This window comes from Photorhabdus sp. RM96S (assembly GCF_042879335.1).
GTDB lineage: Bacteria > Pseudomonadota > Gammaproteobacteria > Enterobacterales > Enterobacteriaceae > Photorhabdus > Photorhabdus kayaii.
On record NZ_JBHFKT010000278.1, the window covers coordinates 1 to 232 of the forward strand.

Annotated in this window: 1 protein-coding gene; it reads right to left on the reverse strand. The window is 41.4% G+C overall.

Going from position 1 to position 232, the window contains the following annotated elements:
• A partial coding sequence (locus ACGF49_RS25345) for a transposase (RefSeq protein ID WP_387493588.1) occupies positions 1-232 on the reverse strand: 232 nt, incomplete at both ends.

Below are 232 nucleotides of genomic sequence, written 5' to 3' on the forward strand. Positions count from 1 at the left end.
TTCGATACGTTTTATGGTCGAATTTAACCCGTCCATCTGACCGCGCTTTTTCGTTTGATTTATAGGGAATTATCACTTTTATTCCCTGACTTTTTAACCGGTTACGTAATACGTGGCTGGCGTAACCTTTATCAGCAATCACCGCTTTTGAACGACGTTTCATAAAACCATTTTTACGCTGAATACCCAGACCATCCAGCAGGCGTACTGCATATTGACTTTCGTGACATTG